This is a genomic window from Brevibacillus sp. BD137 (genome assembly GCF_041644655.1).
Classification (GTDB): Bacteria; Bacillota; Bacilli; order Brevibacillales; family Brevibacillaceae; genus Brevibacillus; species Brevibacillus brevis_D.
Window position 1 is genome coordinate 148,498 of record NZ_JAOTNO010000003.1, and the last position, 18,280, is coordinate 166,777.

The window sequence follows — 18,280 nt, forward strand, 5'->3', positions numbered from 1 at the left end:
TTCCTGCTAGGAAATCGCTTTCTTTTCCAGTTTATATAAAAAACGTCACGGCTCTTTATGAAACAGCACGAACGTAAATAACTTCGTAGGTGACAGGGATGCCCGTTTCTCTTTTATACGTCTGCTCATAATAACGAATCATTTCTGCAAGGAGTTTTCTGCGTCCAAGACCGCTCCCTTGCTCCATACTTGCGCTGGCGCCCACGGCTTTCACAGCATGCAGGAAATCCCGTACACCCGGGTAAGTTAGCCGTTCATATTTCCTACTGATCTCTATATCCGTAAACCCTGCCTGCTCCAATTGCTCATTCCAATCACGTGCAGAGAGAAACTCCAGGCCATGGCGTACTCCCTTTTCTCCCAAAATCGCATGAGCATTCGTAAACGAATCATGCAGCTCCCAAAAAGTATCAGGTCCAAATGTCGAAAAAACCAAAGGTGCTCCCGGCTTCAGGATTCTTGCCAATCCTCTTAGCGTATGCGCTGGCCTGGCAAACCACTGAAAACACGCTCCTGAAACGATCAAATCCTTTGACTTCGCCTGTTGTTCCCAAACCCATTCTTCGGCATCAGCTTGAGAAAATGAACAAATCAGGCCGTGCTGCTCCAGATTGTTCTTCGCCTGCTCTAACATGCCTGGCGCAATCTCTACCGCCTCGTAGTGGGCAGCAGAAAAATAGCTGCGAATGACGCGGGTTAACCCTCCTGTTCCACAGCCAATCTCTAGGATGTTTCGTACATCATTCTCGTTCGTTATCTCTGTAACCATTTGACTCAAATGATCGGCCATCTTCTTTTGCACAAGTGCGTATTTTTCATATGAGACAGCCTTCTCACTAAATCGGCTGCTGATTGCCCTCTTCTGCAAGCTGCTCCACCATCCTCTTTAGCGAATCTCCTACAACCTCCGGAACAAATACATGCGGGGCATGACCACAGTCAGGAATTTGAACGAAATTGGCACCTGAAAGGCTACTCACCAGTTCTTCTCCTGCTGCGAGCGAACAGATAGCATCCTCCGTTCCATGAATGACGAGAGTGGGAGTAGTCAGCGAAGACAAGAACGGGCGGCAATCCTCTTCTTCTAAGTAGGTCAAGCCCGCAATCAACGCCGCCGTACTCCACTTCTGGCTGTCCAGTCTCACATGCAGACCTGTTTGTTCACGCTCACCCGGTGTGAGCATCTGTTCGACAAATGCGTCCATCACCCGCTCGCGTGCTACAGAAAGCTGCCTTTTCATCCTTTGTAAAACAACAGGATGCCACCCAGCGCGAAGGTCATGCCGTTCGCAGGTAAAGCGAGCTGTGGTGCCGATCAAAACAAGTCCTGAGACCGGGTACTGGGCAGCGAGGCGTATTCCGAGCATCCCTCCCATAGACCACCCCACTACAATCAGCTCCTGCGCTGCTAGAGGGCGGACTTCTTCTACTACTCTCTCGTAAAATTGCGAGGAATCCGTGACGTCCGAATAAGTAGGAATGATGTGCTGATAGGAAGGGAACTGTGAGCGAACCGCATCCCAGCTGAAATCTGGCATTCCCCACCCGGTTAGCCACAGCATCACTTTTCTCACGATATCGTTCCTCCTTTCTGAAGCTCGTCCCTGATTACGCTCACTTGCTCGCAAGCCCACTTCAGCTCTTCGCGCGTATGAGCAGCCATCACGGTAAAACGGATACGTGCGGTTCCTGCTGGCACAGTAGGAGGTCGAATCGCCACTGCTGCAATCCCTCGCTGCCTAAGCCTTTTGCTGAACTGCAAAGTCCACTCATTCTCGCCTAACGTGAGCGGGATGATTGGCGTATCTTCTTCGTCTACGGTAAACCCGCGTGAGCGAAGCAACTGGCGAAACATGAGCGCATTCTGCCTCACTGCTTTTCTGCGCCAAGAGTCTGTTTGTACCAAAGACAACGCCGCCAAATTCGAGCCAATTACAGCAGGAGGCAGAGCTGTGGAATAAACCAGCGAGCGCGCTTTTGTCATCAAATAACGAATGATGATCTCATCTGCGCATACGTATGCCCCATAAACACCAAATGCCTTGCTGAAGGTTCCCATCAACACATCGACTTTTCCGGCGATGCCCAGCTCGTGGCACAAGCCCTGCCCTTCTTCACCACGCACTCCCCCTGCATGGGCTTCGTCAACCATCAGCATGGTATCGTAACGATCTCGTAGTTGTACCAATTCATGCAGAGGAGCTTTGTCACCATCCATGGAGAATATGCTGTCGGTGACGATCCACTTCCGTCTTGCATCCTGGTGCTTTTTCAGTAAAAACTCCAGATGCTCCATGTCGTTATGTCTGTACCGAAAATGCTCCGCCCGACTGAGCACGATCCCATCTACAATGCTGGCGTGATTCAATCGATCACTAAAAACAGCATCGCCTCTTCCAGCAAGCGCTGCAATTACCCCAGTATTTGCCTGATAGCCGTTTGCAAAAACAAGCGCCGCTTCTCTCTCTTTCCACGCCGCCAATTGTTGTTCCAGCTCGTCGTATAACGCGTAGTTGCCATGGACGAGACGAGAGGCAGTTCCTCCTGCCCCCCACTCCTCTGCCGCCATCTTGCCAGCTTCCACGATTCGTTGATCATGGGCCAAGCCCAAATAGTTGTTCGATGACAGATTTAATAATGGTTTCCCTTCGACTTGAATCCACGTGCCTGCACGATCATTGGCTGACTCTACGGTGTTCCACTCTCTTGCCAACGATTGTTTCTGTAATGAATCGTATTCTTCTTCCAGCCATGTGTAGCGTTTATTCATAACTGACCTACAGCGCACACAGCTCGATTTCAAACCCGAGGTCTTCAATCATCTGATGGTCTGTCGTGATTTCTTGCCCAGGCGTCGTCAAATAATCGCCCACAAACAACGAGTTAGCCGCATACAAGGAAAGGGGCTGCAAGGTGCGCAAATTCACTTCGCGACCACCCGCAACACGAATTTCTTTATCCGGGCAAATAAATCGGAACAAAGCGAGAACACGCAGAGCCTTCATTGCCGGGGTGCGTCCTTTATCCTCCAACGGGGTTCCTGGAATCGCATTTAAAAAATTGATCGGAATGGAATCTGCATCGAGATTGCGCAGGGAAAATGCCATTTCGACGATCTCCTCATCGCTCTCCCCCATGCCAATGATCACGCCTGCGCAGGGCGACATCCCTGCTCTTTTCACGGTATCGACTGTCTGTATACGCTGGTCGTACGTGTGCGTTGTCGTAATCGCTTCGTAATGGTTGCGACTCGTGTTGAGATTATGGTTGTAACGGTGAACACCTGAATCTTTTAGACGCGTTGCTTGTTCGTCGCTTAGAATCCCTAAACACGCGCAAATTTTAAGCGGCATCGTCTCACGGATTTCTTTGACGGCCTCGATGACTTGGCCCAGCTCTTTTTCCGTGGGACCGCGTCCTGAGGCGACAATACAGTATGTACCTGCTTTTCGATTCATGGCTTCTCGGGCACCTGCGAGCAATGTCTCCTTGTCCAGCATCGTGTACTTGGATACGGGAGCATTCGAAACAATCGACTGCGAGCAGTAACCGCAATCCTCTGGGCATAATCCGCTCTTGGCGTTGATGATCATGTTCAGTTTGACCTTTTTTCCGAAAAAATGCTTTCTGACGCGAAACGCTTCGTTCATGACCAGCAGCAGCTCATCATCCGGTGCTTGCAATACCTTCATTGCCTCTTCGTGCGTAAGCACTTCCTTGCTAATTGCTTTACGAGAGTATCCCTTCCAATCCAAACAGATGCTTTGCTCCATTTTCTCGTCTCCCCCTCTTATTATCTATGGCTCCACTGACACAGCTGTCCGATGTCTACACATTCTTGGATCAGTTGCGTCAAGTGCTGGCGCTCTAACGGTTGGTCTATCCATGGGAGCACGCCCCATACGGGAACTCCCCCATAGCTCTCAATCATGCTCGCGTTTGTTTTGACACTCTCATCGATGACACCAGCTGAGTTGTTTTGATTCAGGATGACACCTGCAACCTCGATCCCGAGTTCCCGTGCATACCAAACGGACAAGAGCGTATGGTTAATTGTGCCGAGCCCAGCCCGAGCCACGATGAGCATGGGCAGGTTCAGCCGAGCAGCAAGATCCGCCATCGTTTCGGTTGGAGTCAATGGAACAATCAGACCACCCGCTCCTTCGACAAGAAGTGCTGGATAACGTTCCATCAAGGGTCGCCCGCAAGCGATTACTTCCTCCATAGTCAAGCTCTTCCCCTCTGCTTCCGCAGCCAGATAAGGGGTAAGCGGTGCCTCAAAACAAAGTGGGGCTATCTCCTCACACGCGTCAGGCACTCCGCTCCACGATCTCAAGTGCATAGCGTCACTGCCCTTATCATGTGCTCGTGCTCCTGACTGGACTGGCTTCCAAACTCCGATGTCCACTCCTGTCTCACGCAACACGGATGCGATTCCGGCAGTCACAATCGTTTTGCCTACCCCAGTATCTGTTCCTGTGATGAACAATCCGGAAAAGGGGCGATCAGCCATATCAATCACTCCTCTACTTCACCTGTCGTTACATCCTGAATCGATTCCGCCAAAATCCGAACCATGTCCGCCAATTCTTCGGTTGTAGATACAAGCGGTGGGATAAAAACGATGACGTTGCCCAACGGTCGTGTCAAAAGCCCTTTTTCTCTCGCTACCTGACAGACACGCACACCGATCCGCTCATTCCAGTGATAAGGCTCCTTGGTCTCTTTATCCCGAACCAGCTCGATTCCCGCCATCAAGCCTTTTTGCCGGATATCTCCTACATGAGGTAGGTTGTACAGCGGCCCTAGCAATTGCTCCAAAACGATTGCCTTTTGTGCTACTTGTTGAACAACTCCGCGCTCCTCCATCAGCCGCAGGTTGGCGAGAGCAACTGCACAGCCGAGTGGATTTCCTGTAAACGAATGTCCGTGGAAAAAGGTTTTCTGTTCCGCATAGTCAGCGAAAAAGGCATCATAAATCTGCTCGGTTACTAAGGTAGCCGCTACAGGCAAATACCCTCCCGTAAGCCCTTTTGCAACTGCCATGATGTCTGGCACGACCCCATCATGCTCACAAGCGAACATTTTGCCCGTACGTCCAAATCCTGTCGCTACTTCGTCTGCGATCAGCAATACATCATGGGCGCGCAACAGCTCCGCGATTTTTTTCAAGCAACCATCCGGCATGATAATCATTCCGCTTGCTCCCTGCACGACAGGCTCTACGATCATCGCTGCAATCTCATGAGCTCTATCCCTAAGCAAACTTTCCAGGCTGCTCAATGTTGCCTGAACGGCTGCTTCTTCACCGCCTTGCCTGTACGGATAAGGGTATGGAATGACATGTGGAGAAAAGAGCAGCGGTTTGTAGACCTGATGGTAGAGAGGAATGGCTCCCACACTGGTGGCTCCAATCGTATCCCCGTGATAGGCATTGTTCATCGTGATAAACGAATGCTTTCCGGTCTGTCCGCGATTTTGCCAGTATTGGAACGCCATTTTCAGTGAGATTTCGACCGCAGTTGCCCCGTTGTCAGAGTAAAAAACTTTACTCAATCCTTTTGGAGCAAGGTTGATCAGCTTTTCCGCTAATAAAATGGATGGGACGTTTGCCATGCCGAGCAAAGTAGAATGGGCAATCTGGTCGAGCTGCTCCGTGATCGCCTGATTCAGCTCGGGAACGTTGTGGCCATGGACGTTCAACCATACAGAGGAAAAACCGTCGTAGTAAGCTTTGCCGTTCACATCGAATAGCTTGATCCCTTCTCCTCTCGCAATAATGAGTGGCTCCTGTGCGACGTAGTCTTTCATTTGAGTGAAGGGATGCCAAACGTATTGCTTGTTTTTGGCAGAGAGCTCTCTATAGTTATTTAACAACTAAATCACAACCTTGGTTAACATATATTTGTTAACCGTTATTTTAATTTGGTTAACCTATTTTGGCAAAGCTTTTTTCTCGACTTTGAAAAATCAGTAACATCTAAGAAGGTCCTTTTAGTTTGAGTCAACATAGTGGAGGAGAAGAAAAAGCGCAGTTCTCTTCGACTCTGACACGCCCGCGTGGGGGGATTCACTGGCCGTCTCCACTTCCAAAAGGGGACCGTCGAGCCAAAGCCACCCTACGGGCGGAGGCTTCTCAAGGAAGAAGTGTTCGACAAGCGTGGTCCCCTTTTGGAAGTTCCGACTGGGTTGGCGTTGTCAAGGTCTACGAGCCCTGCGCTTTTTCTTCTCACCAGCTTTGTCCGTTCATCGATACCTTCTAAAACTCAGGAAGGCGACAAAAAAAGTCAAGCTCCTCTTCGTTAGAGAAGCTTGACCTTTTTATATTCGGATTCTATTTAGCTTGATGCAGAATGCGATACAGTGCAACGACACACACTGCTCTCGTCGTCGGTTTATTTGGCTGATAATTTCCTCCAACTGGATCAATCAGACCAAGTCCAACCATGTTGTTGATGGATGTCGATGCCCAGGAAGGCCAGGTTCCTTTATCGGAGACCTTTTTCGTCGCTCCCTTTTTATTCACAAGACGATCGAGAATGACTGCGGCCTCTGCGCGAGTCACTGGCTGATCCGGACGGAAGGTATTATCGTTATACCCTTTCACCAGACCTTTGGAAACGGCAACCTGTACGGCACCTTGCGCATAGGAAGGCACCTTATCCTTGAATTTCAGTTTTGGTGAGGAAGGGAGCTCCCATTCAAAAGAGCGCGCGAGCAGGGTGACGAACTGTGCTCTTGTCAGGGAAACCTCTGGGCCAAACGTCGTCTCCGTCAAACCCTTCACGTAACCCTTTTCCGCCATGTAGGTGATTTCTGCCTTGGCTGGATGCTTCGTGATATCTGTAAATCCAACGCTGCTCGTGCCTGCATTGTCCAGGTAGTACGGAATGTACTTGCCGTAGCTATTGACTTCATATACCCACTGACCTTGAGCATTCATGGTTCCAAGAAGCGGATCCAACGTATTGTTTACTTGGTTTACGTACAAGAGTCCAACGCCTTTTCCTGCGAGCCATTGCTTCGGTGCCAAGGTCAACTGAATCGACGAGGTTGAAATTGCGTCCTCTTGTCCTGCTTTTAGTTCGCCCGGCTTAATCGTAAACGAGTAATCAGCAGGTACATATCCTGGCATCGGCTGGGTCACGATCGACTCCACATCAATCAGTGCACTATCCAGATAAGATGCGGTATTTTCTAAGGAGTAATGGAGATCAAGCTCCGCTCCGAGTGACATGCTGCCTGGCAGTTCAGGGACAACGGCCACATCGCTCGGTTGACCTGTCTTGTTGCCCAAGAGGAGCGAGAATTCGTCGAAGTACAGTGTTCCTTTATCGTGTGTAATGCCATCGTTGGCTTGGTCAACTACATACACACTCTTCAGATGCAATGGATAGGCAACATTGCTCGGGAAGTAGCCTTTCACTTGCTTCCAGCCTGTCCAATTGATCTCTTTTGCCAGATCGACGTAGACCGACTTGCCGTTTGCATCAATTGCTTCTGCACGGAGCCAATGTCCGCTGTTGTCCCCATTGACCCATAAGCCCAATCCGAGCGGCTTGCCAGGAATCGTCACAGGGTTTGCCCCCAGCATACCGTACGAAATTCGCATGTTGTTCGCTGGTGCTCCAGAGAAGTTGTACACTAGCTTCGCTGCTTTTTTCGTGCGGAACGTCTGATCGGAGACGAGCGCGAACGAACCAGCCGAACTGATGCTAGACGGATTTGCCGCATGGTACATGCCTGCCTGATTATCGAAGGTGAGCCATGGCTGCTCGAATTGTCCAACGGCAAATGGTACGGTTGTTGCCACGCCATCATACGTAATCGTCAGGTTTCCGTTGCCCGGCTCATTGCCTGCTACCAATTGCAGATTGTCGTTAATCGTCGCTACAGAAGAATCGACACTCGCTTTTACGCTAAGTGGCGTCGCTTGTACGGTAGAGCCCTTTTTCGTTTTGATTTTGACATCAAGATTAATGGATTGTCCCGGTGCAATCGTAATCGGATTCGGGGAAACGATGATTTGCTGCACATCGATGCCGGAAATGACTTGAATGTCTTTATTTTGCGTCACATTGCCCAATCTCGCAGTCAATGTGATTTTGCCGGAGCGAGCTGGTGTGAATTGCTTACCATTTACGGTTCCTGCTTCAGACTGACTAGCATCCCAGCTCACATCGCCTGCATTGATCGTATACGGTTGGAAATGCACATCATAACCTTTGGATGCGCTGAGCGGGATAGATTGTCCGATAAGCACATCTGCCGGTACATCGATTTGGAAGCCTCTCAATTCTCCAGCAGGTGCCGTATTGTATACGGCCAATCCAGTAGGCACTCGACGCTCAGCACCGCCGCTTGGCTTATTCGCCAGATTCGCATGTGTCTCACCCAGCATGCGGGCTGCCATAGTCGTAGAGCCACCACCGTCAAAGTTTACAGCCCGATAAGAACCGAGCTCCGCCATGATTTTTGCCAGCTCGTCCAAATAAACGCCTTGGCTCGCATCGATCGTGACCATGTACAAGGTCTTCCCGTCCTGGGAAACTCCGACCGATGTGCGTGCCGTCTTGTTGATGATAGACTTGTCCGCTTGAAAGGAAGTGAGCGCTTTCCCTTGATCAACCAAAATCACATTGCCGCCTACCGCTTGCTTTAGGTTGAGTGTCTGTGGTGTCGTTTGGTACTCAACCGCTGCAGTAGCGCCGACAGGGAAGTTTTGTTTGAGGAATGCTCCTGCTGCTCCATGTCCCCAAAGGACATAGCCGTTGTAAGGTATGTATACGCCTGGTTGATTCACACGAACTTCTTTGGCTACATTGTCTACAAACAAAATCTCGACGACATCTTTGTAGCCCGGTATCGTCCCCAAGCTGGTTTTGCCAAAGGAAGGGGTATAGACGTTCAGTTGGTTCTGGTGACTTTTTCGTGAATCACTCGGGTTGTACTCTTCCTTGTTGACACCCTGAATCGAATAGGTAGCGCCATTAGGAGCAGTAACCTTGCCACCAAACCCAAACTTGTCGACGATGGCCATCTTGTCTCCGGTCAAGCCCAGTGCGTACCAGTAGGAGACCAAACCCATGGAAGAAATCAGTTCATCGTCTTTCATGACAATACCAAATGGCGCTCCCCGCTTGGACATGTTAAAAAAGTCGGCATTGATCGCTGCTACAGCTCCGGTTTCCCGCGCCATTTGGGTAACCGTCTGCCTGTCTGTCAGCTTGCCTTTCGTTCCGTATACCGGTTTGACCTCAACATAAGGATTGTTCAAATCAACCTTGGTTACCATGATCGTGACTACTTGATTGGCAAATGATTTCGTATATTTCTGCAAAGTGGTCCCCTCACCAATTGGGGTTTGCCACATCATATTCAATGCACTTGTCTCCGCTCTGGCGTGTGCGACATTGGTCGCAAACGGCACAAACGGAACAAAAGCTCCCCAGGCCATGGTCGTAGCCGTGAGCAGCGTCACTATCCTTTGCGCTCTCATGTTGATAACTCCTCTCCGAATTCCAAACTCTGTCTTTCTACCATCTAAGCTAAGCAACTAAATATTAGACGCAAAAGGTCATGGATAGTTTCGCCAATTCTCTCGATTCTCTATTAGAAAAACATACCAAATCGTCAGTCATAGAAAACAAAAATATCCCTCTACAACAAGAAACCCGCCCAGTTTTGATGAACGGAACCTGGCGGGTTTTACTAGCTGTATGTTACTGACCTGGTTGAAACGGCTCTGGTTGTTCAGCCCGCAAACCAAAATGATAGAGGATTGCTTCTACAATACGGCGGGAAGCCTCGCCATCCCCATATGGGTTGACAGCATGCGCCATTGCATCGTAAGCCGCTTGGTTGGTCAGCAATTCTTTTGCCATTGCATACACTTGCTCTTCGTCGGTTCCCACGAGCTTCAACGTGCCTGCTTCAATCCCCTCAGGACGTTCTGTCGTATCGCGCAGAACCAGGACTGGTACGCCAAGAGACGGCGCTTCCTCCTGTACCCCGCCGGAATCGGTTAGGATGAGATGGGAACGACGAGCGAAGTTGTGGAAATCAAGGGCATCCAATGGTTCGATCAATGAAATGCGATCATGGTTTCCGAGAATCTCCTGCGCCACTTCTTGTACAGCAGGATTCAAGTGAACCGGATACACAACAGAAATCTCGGGATGCTCATCCACCAGTCTTCGAACTGCACGGAAAATACGGCGCATTGGCTCGCCCAAATTTTCGCGGCGGTGTGCCGTCATCAGCACCAGCTTCTGACCAGCTACGCGATCAAGCACCGGATGCGTGTAATCCTCGCGAACCGTTGTTTTCAACGCGTCAATCGCTGTGTTTCCTGTCACGTAGATGCTCTTTTCCGGCTTTGCTTCGCGACGAAGATTGTCAGCCGATCCATTGGTCGGAGAGAAATGAAGGTCAGCCATTACACCTGTCAACTGACGGTTCATCTCTTCCGGGAACGGCGAGTACTTGTCCCATGTGCGCAAGCCCGCTTCCACGTGGCCAATCGCAACTTGATTATAAAAAGCAGCCAGACTCGCCACAAAAGTGGTTGTCGTATCCCCGTGTACGAGGACGATGTCCGGTTTTACTTCCTTCATTGTTTCATCCAGGCTCTCCAATGCGCGAGTGGTCACGCCCACCAGAGTTTGGCGATCCTTCATAATGTTCAAATCAATGTCTGGTTGAATATCAAAAATGTCCAAAACCTGATCGAGCATTTGACGATGTTGGGCCGTCACGCAAACGACAGATTCGATTTGCTCGCTGTACTTGTTCAATTCATGGACAAGCGGTGCCATTTTGATCGCTTCTGGACGTGTGCCGAATACCGTCATTACTTTTACAGTTTTCATCCGTTTTTCCCTCTCCGACTACTTCGTGCCGTACAAGCGGTCACCCGCATCGCCCAAGCCTGGCACGATGTATCCATGGTCGTTTAAATATTCATCAACAGCCGCTACGTAAATATCTACATCAGGATGCTCGTCCTGAACTAGCTTGATACCTTCTGGAGCAGCGATGAGGCACATCAGTTTCAAGTTTTTCGCTCCACGTTTTTTCAAAGCAGTAAGAGCGGCAACAGCAGAGCCACCAGTCGCCAGCATCGGGTCAGTTACGATCAACTCACGCTCAGCAACATCGGATGGCAGCTTCACATAATACTCAATAGGCTGTAAGGTTTCCGGATCACGGTAAAGACCTACGTGTCCTACTTTGGCAGCAGGGATCAGCCTCATCAGGCCATCCACCATACCAAGACCAGCACGCAGAATCGGTACCAACCCTACTTTTTTACCAGCGATTACATTCGACTGACAGGTAGCCACTGGCGTTTCGATAGTGATTTCCTCCAAAGGCATATCACGGGTAATTTCATAGCCCATCAGAGTAGTCACTTCATCTACCAGCTCGCGAAATTCCTTGGTCCCTGTATTCTTGTCACGAATATACGTAACTTTATGCTGAATCAGCGGATGGTCAAACACATATACACGGCTCATGTCATTTCCTCCGTTTCCCTATCAATACATCCTTTCTATAATAGCTGGTGAGAGTGGCTCAGTCAATTTGCCTAATCTTCGTACTTTTTCTCATGCTCGATCCCTAACTACAGCCGCGAAGTAAAAAAAAGCAGACCCGTATAGAAAATTTTCCACCGGGTCTGCTTCACGTAGCCTTACCTTAGATATTCAAGCCTTCATACATCGGGAAACGTTGGCACAAAGCTGCCACACGTTGGCGTGCTTCCTCGTGTTTCGCAGCATCCTCTGGATTTTTCAATGTCAGAGCGATAATCGCTGCTACTTCTTTCATTGCTTCCTCATCAAAACCGCGGCTTGTCACTGCTGGCGTACCCATGCGCACACCGCTTGTAACAAACGGGCTTTGTGTATCGTAAGGAATCGTATTTTTGTTCGTAGTAATGCTTACTTCGTCCAACAGATGCTCAGCTACTTTACCTGTCAGTCCGATTTTGCTTACATCAACCAATACGAGGTGGTTATCCGTTCCGCCGGAAACAAGCGTCAAACCTTCAGCAGTCAGTGCCTCAGCAAACGCACGTGCATTCTTGATGATGCGAGTTGCATAATCCTTGAATTCTGGTTGCAGGTTTTCGCCGAAGGCAACCGCTTTTGCTGCGATGACGTGCATCAACGGACCACCTTGAACACCTGGGAACACGGATTTGTCGATGCCTTTCGCGAACTCTTCCTTGCACAAAATCAAACCGCCACGTGGTCCACGCAGAGTCTTGTGCGTCGTAGAAGTAACGAAATGCGCGTGCGGTACTGGGTTTGGATGCAGACCTGCCGCAACCAGACCAGCGATGTGCGCCATGTCCACCATGAAGTACGCGCCCACTTCATCCGCAATCTCACGGAACTTAGCAAAATCAATCGTACGCGGATAGGCACTCGCACCAGCAACGATCAGCTTTGGCTTGTGCTCCAATGCTTTTGCACGAACATCTTCATAGTTGATCAGGTGAGTATCTTCGTCTACACCGTAGTCAACGAAATTGTACAGAGTACCGGAGAAGTTTACTGCACTACCATGCGTCAAGTGACCACCGTGGGACAGGTTCATTCCCAGTACGGTGTCGCCAGGCTGAAGAATCGTGAAGTATACAGCCATGTTCGCCTGCGCACCAGAGTGTGGTTGTACGTTTGCATGCTCAGCGCCAAAAATTTCTTTTACGCGGTCACGAGCGATGTTTTCCACGATATCCACATACTCGCAACCACCGTAATAGCGGCGACCTGGGTATCCTTCTGCGTATTTGTTTGTCAAAACGGTGCCCATTGCTTCCATAACTGCGCGGCTTACGAAGTTTTCAGAAGCAATCAGCTCAATCTTGTCGCGCTGTCTTCCGAGCTCCAGTTGAACGGCTTCCATTACTTGCGGGTCTTGTTTACGCAAAAAATCTAGCATAGTAGTTTCTCCTCCTCTTTTACGTGCAGCTTTCATTTGGTGGTGTCTTCTCATACACGGCACGCGGTCCGCCAATCAGCTTGGGACGTGTGCGCGCTGCCGTAACATGTGCTTGTCCAACGAGACGCTGTGTCGGACGCACCGGTACTGCCACATGCTTCAGATGCATGCCAATAAGCGTATGGCCGATATCTATGCCTGCATGCGCCCGAATTTGCTCTACAACAGCTGCATCCGTGAACTGTGTAAACGCATGCGCAGCCATAGAACCTCCAGCGGTCGGAACGGGAACAACCGAGACCTCTTCCAGTCCGTATCGCAATGCAACCTCGCGCTCGACGACCAAAGCCCTGTTCAAATGTTCACAACATTGAAAGGCAACTGCAAAGCCGCGCTTCCCTACAACAGATTGAATCCCACGATATAGAGCTTTCGCTACATCTTGGCTGCCAGCCTTTCCAATATGCTCCCCGAGCACCTCGCTGGTACTGCACCCAATCACCATAAGTTGTCCGGCTGCAAGCTCTGCCATATCAGCTACTTCTTCGACAATGCCACTGATTTGTTTTTCGATAGCGGATAAATCCACTTACTTCACTCCCGCATGCTTCGCTTCGATTTGGGAAATCTTTTCCACGCGGCGCTCGTGGCGACCACCTTGAAACTCTGTTTCCAACCAAATTTTCACGATATCAAGCGCAAGACCCGGTCCAATGACCCGCTCACCCATCGCCAACACGTTGGTGTTGTTATGCTCACGAGTAGCGCGTGCGGAAAACGTATCATGCACAAGTGCACAACGGATACCCGGAACCTTGTTGGCCGCGATCGACATACCGATACCTGTTCCGCAAACGAGAATGCCTCGATCAAACTCCCCCGCTGCTACCTTTTCCGCCACTGGCAAAGCATAATCGGGATAATCAACCGATTCCTCGCAGGTGCAGCCGAAATCTTCCGTCTGGATGTTCATGGAGGCCAGCAGAGTCTTGATCTCCTCTTTTAGCTTGTATCCACCGTGATCAGCAGCAAGTGCTACTTTCATCTGTCATCCCTCGCTTGTCTCATAATCTTCGTCTAGTATACATCAAAACACAATAAGTAAAAAGTGAACATTTTTATCAGGCAATTAAAAAATTGTTCGTACTCTCATAAAAAACAAGGTCCTGGCTATACACCAGCACCCTATTCATCCACTGATTTACGAAGACCTGGGTCCTTAAGCATCAATGAGAGCCTTTCCAGTGACTCTTCGATTTCTTCGGCACACCTGCGATAATCCATCAGTGATCCCCCATACGGATCAGCAATATCACTAAAGCCTTCTATCCCAACGAACTCTTGTAGGGTATGCACCTTTTCAGTGGCTGAGGGGAAATACGTCAAGATCGAGCGCTTGTGACCATGCGTCATCGTCAAAATGACATCAGACCATTCGATCAACCCTTCGTCTACCTTGCTGGCCTTATGATCGTGAGCAATTCCTCGCTCTTCTAATACTTGTTTAGCGTGCAAGGAAGCATCCTGACCAGCAGATGCCGCCACGCCAGCTGAGCGTATTTCAAGCCCCTGTCCGTCTGACTTCGCACGGAAAATCGCTTCTGCCATGGGGCTTCGGCACGTATTTCCCGTACAGACGAAAAGTATCCGTTTCACGTATGGTTCCTCCTCACCTATTAATTAGTCCGGTTATATCATAAATTTTAACCCAAAACCAAACAAAATAAGTCCACCTATTAATTCGCTATAATCCCCAAGCCACCCTCCCACACTCCTGCCTAACAATAAACCGAAGTAGGACATCGTGGCACCCATTACTCCAAAAAGGGAGATGGCCAAAATTCTATTGACCTCGATCAAGCCGAACGAGAAGCCGACGGTGAAAGCATCCAGGCTGACACTAAATGCGAAAAGAAGGAGTCCGAACCCTTTTGTCTTCCATACACTTTTTTGTTCCCCTTGAACGAAGCCATTCCATAGCATATGCAAGCCGATGATCATCAGGACCCCGCCACCAATAAACACGGCAATATCTCCAACCAAATCGGACAAGTACGCTCCAACGACAATCCCGATGATCGGCATCATAATATGAAACAGTCCGATGGTAATACTCACCTTGATAATCTCTCGTAACCGAATCCCAACCATTCCTACGCCAATTCCTAACGAAAAGGCATCCATACTTAAGGCGAAAGCAATAATGAGCAAGGTCAAAAATTGCCCCCATTGGAATAACACCTGATCCAAGCAGCTCCCCTCCCGTCTCTTCACCTTATGCGGACGAGGGGGAGTTTAGGACAGGTTTACACGGACAAGACACGGCCTCCAGCAGCCTTTTCCAAGCGATTCATCACGGCCATACCCAACCCGTTTCGCGGGAAAGTCTCACCGACAATATACTGCACTTCTTGATCGTCGAATTCTCGCAGCACTGCATACAACTGTTGGGCAACCCCTTCCAGATCCGCTTGTGATCCAACCACGAGAACAACATCTACCGATGCGTGGCTTTGCCAAAAGGGAGCTGTTTCTTCCGTTGCCAGCACGCCCGTTTTTTGACCGTGCTGCTTCGCCTGTTGCAGCATGTCTTCCATTTTTGCCCGTACTTTTTCACACTCACCTGATACTAGCCACATTTCCCCTTCAGGAGCGTAATGCGTATATTTCATCCCTGGTGAACGCGGTGCCTCGGCTGCTCCCACTTGAAAGGAAGGGTCCAGCTCCACATAGCCAATTACTGGTTCCATTTGCTCCCGTGTGATGCCACCTGGACGCAAAATCATGGGCGGGTCCTGTGTCACATCAATAACAGTAGACTCTACCCCAACACCTGTTGCCCCTCCATCAACCACACCCGCTACACGTCCATCCAGGTCAGCCAATACATGCGCCGCAGTCGTTGGACTCGGACGTCCTGAGCGATTGGCACTCGGAGCCGCAATCGGTACCCCCGCTTCTTTGATCAAAGCCAAGGCAATCGGATGATCAGGCATGCGAACGCCGACTGAATCCAACCCTGCCGTTACTAGCGACGCTACCTGATCTGTTTTTGGCAAAATCACCGTCAAGGGTCCAGGCCAAAACGCCTCCATCAGTTTTTTCCCTTTCTCCGGAACCTCACTTGCTACTGTGGATAACTGGTCCCACGCTCCAATATGTACAATCAGCGGATTATCGCTGGGTCTGCCTTTTGCTGTAAATATCTTTTCCACTGCTTCATTCGATAATGCATTCGCTCCCAAGCCGTAAACCGTCTCCGTGGGAAACGCGACAACTGCCCCTTCTCGAAGAAAACGGGCTGCATCCACAATCTGTGCACAACTAGGCTGATTTTCCACATCGTTATCCACAGACCAGACTTTTGTCACACCATTCATTTCCATCGTTAAAAAACCCTTTCTCTAGCTCGTTTCTTTGTAAGGAGTGCCTTAAGTATAGATGTGCACCAAAAAGTTTTCAACAGGCTGTGGGTAACTTGTGAATAACTTTTCAGAACAGCGTGGAAAAGAGAACATTGTTACCTTTTTTTAACTTCCTGCGTCTTCCCCTTGTAGTAGAATGAACACGAAAACAAAACAATAACTTTCCCTTTATCGAAAGGACCGTGAATGAAATGTCATCTTTTAAATCCTTAGCTTCCAGCCTGCTTGGCACAGCTGTATTGTTAACAGCCGTCGCTGCTCCAGTATTTGCAGCACCTGCTTCACCTGCAACCTCCACAAAGCCTGCTGTACAAGCGCCAAAGCCACAAGCTAACGGTGTCGTGTTCACACCAAAAACCATTACGGTCGATACGAAAGAATTTCAAGGTAAAGTATCCATCCCAGTGATTAGCGGGATGAAGGATAAAGCTTTTGAAGCAAAACTAAACGCTACTCTGCTGAAAGAAGCACAAACAGGCCTGGCAGAAGGACAAAAAGCCGGCAAAGAAGATGCGGCAGACGCAAAAAAGAACGGCTGGGAGCTACGCCCTCATGCACTCGACATCTCCTATGAGGTACACAATGCCGGCAAGCTCGTTTCTTTCTCCGTACAGACATACATTTATACAGGCGGAGCACATGGCATGACAGATGTTACGTATTACACCATCGATAATCAGGCCAAGGCAAAACAACTGAAGCTGGCTGACCTGTTCCATCCTGGCTATGACTACCGTACCATTCTCAATCAAATCATTGCACAGCAAATCAAAGCAGAGACTGAGGCTGATGGCTTTAACCCTTACGATGCATTCGAGGGCATCAGAGATGATCAAGGCTTCTCCTTTAAAGACGGCAACCTGATGATCCATTTTGGTCAATACGAAATTGCCGCTTATGCAGCAGGAATGCCTGAATTTGCGATCCCTGCTCATCGCTACCAAAGTCTGTTGAAGCCTGAGATTCGTGAGGCTTTGCTCAAAAAGTAATGGTGGCAATTCAAAACGACACCTGCACATGCTGCGGGTGTCGTTTTTTATGTCCGGCTTAGGAGAGCCAGCCCTCGATTTTTTCCCATAAGTAAAATCGCACTTCTACTTCCGGAGCAGAGGCAGTTACTTTTTCTGCTTCTTCTGCTTTTTCTACCTCTGCGGACTCTTCTTCCTCTGCTTTTGTTTGCTCAACGTCCACTCTTTTTGTTTCGGAATGATTCCCTACTTCATTCTCTTCCAGGGGTAAGACTGCTACTTCCTCGGATGCAGCTTCTGCCGTTGGCTCAGATTCTTCCGGCTTTGGAGTTGGCTCGGCTTTTACAGCGTCGCCATTGGACATGTCAATAAAGCAGAGCGGCGGGAACAGGACACACCACCAGTTTTGACCTTTTGCCTCTCCAATTTGTACACGGACTGCTCGGTAATTACCCGCAGGATACACATAGGAGCCGTACAGCTTCGTTGGAAAAGGAACTTCACCGAAATCGACTACTGCTTTGTATGAAAAACCGCGTTCCTTGACCGTCTTGTCCACGACTTGTTGAAGGACAGGCAATTGTGTTTGAATCATTTGCTCTGCTTCCTCCAAAGTTTCGATATCGTCCGCCCACGTATTCATTTGAGCGACAATCGCATCTCTGACTTCGCGCTTTAACCATTGATCTTGGACAGAATCGCTGTTCGCAATAATGCGCAAGCGAACGGATTCCTGAGGGATCGGCCCATTATCCAACACATTGGCCGAAGTAAGCTGCCCCTCCCAGCTCATCATAAGCATAAACAGACTAAATGCCATTAACAACATCCGTTTCATCGTTATCCGTCTCCCTCTATACTGATCTTCTCTCTTTAGCAATCAGTATGGACGGATTCACACGATTTCAAACATTCATTCCCTATGTAAAAAAGGCG

General features: G+C 49.4%; 17 protein-coding genes. 1 reads left to right on the forward strand and 16 read right to left on the reverse strand.

Annotated elements, in window-relative coordinates:
* Positions 1 to 55 precede the first annotated feature (55 nt).
* From bioC to ODZ53_RS07460, 15 genes are all read right to left on the reverse strand, one after another.
* Positions 56 to 868, reverse strand: coding sequence for a malonyl-ACP O-methyltransferase BioC (gene bioC, locus ODZ53_RS07390; RefSeq protein WP_372676501.1), 813 nt, complete (start codon positions 866 to 868; stop codon positions 56 to 58).
* Entirely contained in the window at positions 837 to 1,574 is a 738-nt protein-coding gene (locus ODZ53_RS07395; RefSeq protein ID WP_372676502.1) for an alpha/beta fold hydrolase, read from the reverse strand. The genes bioC and ODZ53_RS07395 overlap by 32 nt, the downstream gene beginning before the upstream one ends.
* Entirely contained in the window at positions 1,571 to 2,770 is a 1,200-nt protein-coding gene (bioF, locus tag ODZ53_RS07400; protein ID WP_372676503.1) for an 8-amino-7-oxononanoate synthase, read from the reverse strand. Before bioF ends, ODZ53_RS07395 begins: the two co-directional genes overlap by 4 nt.
* Before the next feature lie 7 nt (positions 2,771 to 2,777).
* Positions 2,778 to 3,773: a biotin synthase BioB gene (bioB, locus tag ODZ53_RS07405; protein ID WP_372676504.1), complete on the reverse strand. Its 996-nt coding sequence runs from the start codon at positions 3,771 to 3,773 to the stop codon at positions 2,778 to 2,780.
* A 20-nt stretch (positions 3,774 to 3,793) separates the two neighbouring features.
* Entirely contained in the window at positions 3,794 to 4,513 is a 720-nt protein-coding gene (gene bioD, locus ODZ53_RS07410; RefSeq protein WP_372676505.1) for a dethiobiotin synthase, read from the reverse strand.
* Between the two features lie 5 nt (positions 4,514 to 4,518).
* Positions 4,519 to 5,877: an adenosylmethionine--8-amino-7-oxononanoate transaminase gene (gene bioA / locus ODZ53_RS07415; protein ID WP_372676506.1), complete on the reverse strand. Its 1,359-nt coding sequence runs from the start codon at positions 5,875 to 5,877 to the stop codon at positions 4,519 to 4,521.
* A gap of 457 nt (positions 5,878 to 6,334) precedes the next feature.
* The gene (locus tag ODZ53_RS07420) at positions 6,335 to 9,499 is read right to left on the reverse strand and encodes a phosphodiester glycosidase family protein (protein WP_372676507.1); all 3,165 of its coding nucleotides are present in this window, start codon (positions 9,497 to 9,499) and stop codon (positions 6,335 to 6,337) included.
* A gap of 223 nt (positions 9,500 to 9,722) precedes the next feature.
* Entirely contained in the window at positions 9,723 to 10,871 is a 1,149-nt protein-coding gene (gene wecB, locus ODZ53_RS07425; RefSeq protein WP_015893637.1) for a non-hydrolyzing UDP-N-acetylglucosamine 2-epimerase, read from the reverse strand.
* A gap of 18 nt (positions 10,872 to 10,889) precedes the next feature.
* Positions 10,890 to 11,519, reverse strand: a complete 630-nt coding sequence (gene upp, locus ODZ53_RS07430; RefSeq protein ID WP_015893638.1) for a uracil phosphoribosyltransferase — start codon at positions 11,517 to 11,519, stop codon at positions 10,890 to 10,892.
* Between the two features lie 181 nt (positions 11,520 to 11,700).
* Positions 11,701 to 12,951: a serine hydroxymethyltransferase gene (locus ODZ53_RS07435; protein WP_199928087.1), complete on the reverse strand. Its 1,251-nt coding sequence runs from the start codon at positions 12,949 to 12,951 to the stop codon at positions 11,701 to 11,703.
* 19 nt (positions 12,952 to 12,970) lie between these two features.
* Positions 12,971 to 13,540 carry a TIGR01440 family protein gene (locus ODZ53_RS07440; protein ID WP_372676508.1) on the reverse strand — a complete coding sequence of 190 codons (570 nt, stop codon included), beginning with the start codon at positions 13,538 to 13,540 and terminating at the stop codon, positions 12,971 to 12,973.
* Complete coding sequence (gene rpiB, locus ODZ53_RS07445; RefSeq protein ID WP_007725502.1) at positions 13,541 to 13,996, reverse strand: ribose 5-phosphate isomerase B; 456 nt, start codon at positions 13,994 to 13,996, stop codon at positions 13,541 to 13,543.
* A gap of 140 nt (positions 13,997 to 14,136) precedes the next feature.
* The gene (locus tag ODZ53_RS07450) at positions 14,137 to 14,607 is read right to left on the reverse strand and encodes a low molecular weight protein arginine phosphatase (protein WP_372676509.1); all 471 of its coding nucleotides are present in this window, start codon (positions 14,605 to 14,607) and stop codon (positions 14,137 to 14,139) included.
* Positions 14,608 to 14,640: 33 nt separating this feature from the next.
* On the reverse strand, positions 14,641 to 15,201 hold the full coding sequence (locus ODZ53_RS07455) for a manganese efflux pump MntP (protein ID WP_016740175.1): 561 nt from the start codon (positions 15,199 to 15,201) through the stop codon (positions 14,641 to 14,643).
* 56 nt (positions 15,202 to 15,257) lie between these two features.
* The gene (locus tag ODZ53_RS07460) at positions 15,258 to 16,337 is read right to left on the reverse strand and encodes an L-threonylcarbamoyladenylate synthase (RefSeq protein ID WP_173626244.1); all 1,080 of its coding nucleotides are present in this window, start codon (positions 16,335 to 16,337) and stop codon (positions 15,258 to 15,260) included.
* Positions 16,338 to 16,567: 230 nt separating this feature from the next.
* Between ODZ53_RS07460 and ODZ53_RS07465 the strand changes: the two genes are divergently transcribed.
* Positions 16,568 to 17,365, forward strand: a complete 798-nt coding sequence (locus ODZ53_RS07465; protein WP_372676510.1) for a DUF3298 and DUF4163 domain-containing protein — start codon at positions 16,568 to 16,570, stop codon at positions 17,363 to 17,365.
* A 58-nt stretch (positions 17,366 to 17,423) separates the two neighbouring features.
* On the opposite strand, the gene spoIIR is transcribed toward ODZ53_RS07465, so the two are convergent.
* Positions 17,424 to 18,182 (reverse strand): stage II sporulation protein R, encoded by a 759-nt coding sequence (spoIIR, locus tag ODZ53_RS07470; protein WP_372676511.1) that lies wholly within the window; start codon positions 18,180 to 18,182, stop codon positions 17,424 to 17,426.
* Positions 18,183 to 18,280 lie beyond the last annotated feature (98 nt).